The following is a 3,606-nucleotide window of genomic DNA, read 5'->3' on the forward strand; positions in this document are numbered from 1 at the left end:
CAACCAAAGTCAAACCCGCCGAACAAACATTGCCCGAACATCTACCACCAGTTAACCTCCCGGCTACCTCGCGGCGACTCGGATAAATATACGCACACCCCCAACAAACAACAAATCCCCAGGTGACACACCGAAAAGGTGCGCCACATAGGGACGTCGCCAAGCAATGCTCCTTAGTAGAGCTCCTCCTCTTGAGTGCGCTCGATGGTGGCGCCCAAGGCCTGCAGGTTCTCCACAAAGTTGGGATAGCCGCGGTCGATGTGAAAGACATCGTGCACGGTGGTCGTCTCATCCGCACACAAAGCGGAGAGGACCAATCCGGCACCTGCGCGGATATCGGAGCTCCAGACATGCGTCGAGGACAGGCGCTCTTGACCGCGGATAACTACGTGGTGTCCATCCACCTGGGCATCAGCGCCAAGGCGGAGCATCTCATCGACGAACCGGAAACGAGACTCAAAGACATTTTCCGTGATGATGGATGTACCTTCCGCGACCGCGGAGAGCCCGATGGCAATCGGCTGAAGATCCGTGGGGAAGCCGGGGTACGGCAGCGTTTGGTAGTCCACAGCAGTTGGACGCCGGTCCATGCGCACGCGGAAACCATTGACATAGTCCTCGATATCCGCACCGGCGGACTTAAGCTTCTCCAACGGCAGGTGCAGGTGCTTGGGAGCAATACCGCCCACCGTGATATCCCCGCGAGTCATTACGGCAGCATATGCCCACGTACCCGCAACAATACGGTCACCGATAACCTCGTGCTCCGTCGGTTGCAGCTTGTCCACTCCCCGAATGGTGATGGTGGATGTCCCCTCCCCGGAGATGTCGGCGCCCATTTCCTTGAGCATCGTGCACAGGTCCACAATTTCCGGTTCGCGGGCCGCATTGTGGAGTTGGGTTTCGCCATCCGCAAGGACTGCAGCAGTAAGAATATTTTCGGTAGCGCCTACCGAGGGAAAATCGAGCTTGATGTTCGCGCCATGGAGCTGATCCGCCTCCGCTACAACGGCGCCGTGTTCGATGCGCGTGCTAGCGCCCATCTTCTCTAGCCCAGATTGGTGCATGTCCAGTGGGCGGGAACCAATGGCGTCGCCACCTGGCAAAGCTACCTTTGCGTGACCACAGCGCGCCGTCAGCGGCCCCAATACACACACCGACGCGCGGAATTGGCGCACCGCATCGAAGTCTGCATTGGAATGCAACGTGGCCGGCGTGGTGATCTGCACGGTGTGGCCATCGATTTCCACTGAACAGCCAAGGCCTTCAAGGACCTTTCGCATCAGTGGAACATCAAGGATTTTAGGACAGTTGGTCAGCGTGGTGGTGCCCTCCGCCAACAGTGCCGCAGCCATCAGCTTCAGCACACTGTTCTTGGCACCGTCCACCTTGACGGTGCCCTGCAGGCGCGCCCCACCGGAGACAATAAATTGGTCTTTCACGCCCACCCAACTTACCTACGATCAGGGCAACGCGCCTATACGACGGGCCGCATTAACTGCCTCATAGCGAGTATGTGCACCCAGTTTGCGCATGACAGAGCGCAAATAGGACTTCACCGTTTCGGCGCCAATACCCATTTCCTCGGCCGCCTCGACATTGGTATGCCCTAACGCCACGCAGGAAAGAACATCCAGCTCGCGAGCAGAAAGCTTGGTGGACTGCTTAACGCGCACCGGGGAGACCATCTGGTCGCAAAGAGCCTCTAGTTCCTTACGGAGATCTTCATCGTTGACTCGGTTAGCCAACATGCGGAGCTTGGAGTGCGTTGAGCGCACCTGCTCCCACTCAGCCCCGTTCATCACGTGGCCGCGAGCAGCGCCACCCTTGCCTCCGTCGGCACGACGCAACGCAGAATTAACGGCCAGATCCTGCTCGAGGCACCGAGCGGTCATGGTGACTTCCTCGATTACCTTGTCGCCCAAGCGCACCGGCGAATGGACACCAACATAGAGGACACCGCGGATTTCACGCTGAACGGTGACCGGCACCGCCACGATCGAATGCAGTCCCTCATCTTGGATATGGCGATCATTCTCATGGCTAATTGTGGTGGCACGAGTGTAGTCGGACACACCAACCGCGCGGCGAGTGCTGACAACGCGCCCGCCGACGCCCACGTTCGCGTCAATCACCAAATTCTGCAAGGCCGGGGTCCGCAGCCCTACCCACTGGGTAATCTGCAGGCGATTGTCCGGCAGCAAGGTCCCGTACATCGTGACGGGGATTCCCGTTGCGGTCTTTAGTGACGAGAGCGCTGCGCGTACGGCTTCGTCGTCATCCTTGAGTCGGTGCGGCTCCATGAGACTCTCTCTTACTCGGGGGTAACCAGCAGGTGCACCCACATTTCCCGCCTGAAACGGGGGTAGGCGAACACTATTTGCGAAGTATAACCGGCCGACGGGGGTAATTCTAAATCACGCCTCGCCCTCATGAGACGCCTCAAATCCCACATGCCATGCCCGAATGATCTGTTCAGAAACTATATACCACTTGGTCTATTGCCACGGTGTAGAGTGTCTGCTGTACATCAGAACTTATTTTCAAGGAGTCCACATCGTGGCTGTATACAACAATATTCTCGACACCATCGGCGGTACCCCGCTTGTCCGCCTCAACCGCCTGACCGAAGGCCTCGGCGCCGAGGTACTTGTGAAGGTTGAGTCTTTCAACCCCGCTAATTCCGTCAAGGATCGCATTGCCAAGGCGATCGTCGACACCGCCGTAGAATCCGGCGAGCTAAAGCCAGGCGGCACCATCGTTGAGGCCACCTCCGGCAACACCGGCATCGGCCTGGCACTCGTCGGTGCCGCCCAAGGTTACAAGGTCATTCTCACCATGCCGGAGACCATGTCCAACGAGCGCAAGGTGCTGCTGCGCGCCTATGGCGCTGAAATCGTCCTCACCCCGGGCGCTGCAGGCATGAAGGGTGCTGTCGAGAAGGCCAACGAAATTATCGCTGAGACCCCCAACGCCATCCTGGCTTCCCAGTTCGCCAACGAGGCAAACCCGAAGATTCACGAGGCAACCACGGGCCGCGAGATCTGGGACGACGCTGAGGGCAAGGTTGACGCTTTCGTCGCTGGCGTCGGCACCGGCGGCACCGTCACCGGTGTGGGCCGCTACCTACGTTCCCAGAACCCCGACACCTATCTGGTCGCCGTTGAGCCCGCTGACTCCCCCGTCCTCTCCGAGGGACACGCTGGCCCCCACAAGATCCAGGGCATCGGCGCCAACTTTGTCCCAGAGGTTCTGGACCGCGAGATCCTCAACGAGGTGCTCACCGCAACCACCGAGGAATCCGTCTCCACCGCACGCAAGCTGGCCACCGAAGAAGGACTGCTCGTCGGCATTTCCTCCGGTGCCAACGTCTCTGCGGCACTCAAGCTCGCTGCGCGCGAAGAGTTCAAGGGCAAGACCATCGTCGTCGTCGCCCCGGACTTCGGTGAGCGCTATGTCTCCACCATCCTCTTCGAGGACATTTGTTGCGACCGGCTATTTGGTAGCAGTGTCGTGACTATCTGGTAGCGCTTCAGTGAGTATCTGGTAGCAGCTCGCGGCGCTCGGGGTGATACTTCCGGTAGCCGCACCACCCGGGTGCGGCGC

3 protein-coding genes are annotated in these 3,606 nt (G+C 59.4%); 1 reads left to right on the forward strand and 2 read right to left on the reverse strand.

Annotated features, from left to right (window positions below; all coding sequences use genetic code 11):
• Positions 1-173: 173 nt before the first annotated feature.
• Both murA and ramA read right to left on the reverse strand, forming a co-directional pair.
• The gene (gene murA / locus M5J06_RS12310) at positions 174-1,442 is read right to left on the reverse strand and encodes a UDP-N-acetylglucosamine 1-carboxyvinyltransferase (protein ID WP_070523021.1); all 1,269 of its coding nucleotides are present in this window, start codon (positions 1,440-1,442) and stop codon (positions 174-176) included.
• Between the two features lie 21 nt (positions 1,443-1,463).
• Positions 1,464-2,303, reverse strand: a complete 840-nt coding sequence (gene ramA / locus M5J06_RS12315; RefSeq protein ID WP_070522991.1) for an acetate metabolism transcriptional regulator RamA — start codon at positions 2,301-2,303, stop codon at positions 1,464-1,466.
• Positions 2,304-2,556: 253 nt separating this feature from the next.
• Here ramA and cysK point away from each other — a divergent pair, with 253 nt between their 5' ends.
• A complete protein-coding gene (gene cysK / locus M5J06_RS12320; RefSeq protein WP_496197098.1) occupies positions 2,557-3,528 on the forward strand; it encodes a cysteine synthase A in 972 nt (323 codons plus the stop codon).
• Positions 3,529-3,606 lie beyond the last annotated feature (78 nt).

Origin of the sequence: Corynebacterium intestinale (assembly GCF_023574125.1) — a bacterium.
Lineage (GTDB): Bacteria > Actinomycetota > Actinomycetes > Mycobacteriales > Mycobacteriaceae > Corynebacterium > Corynebacterium hesseae.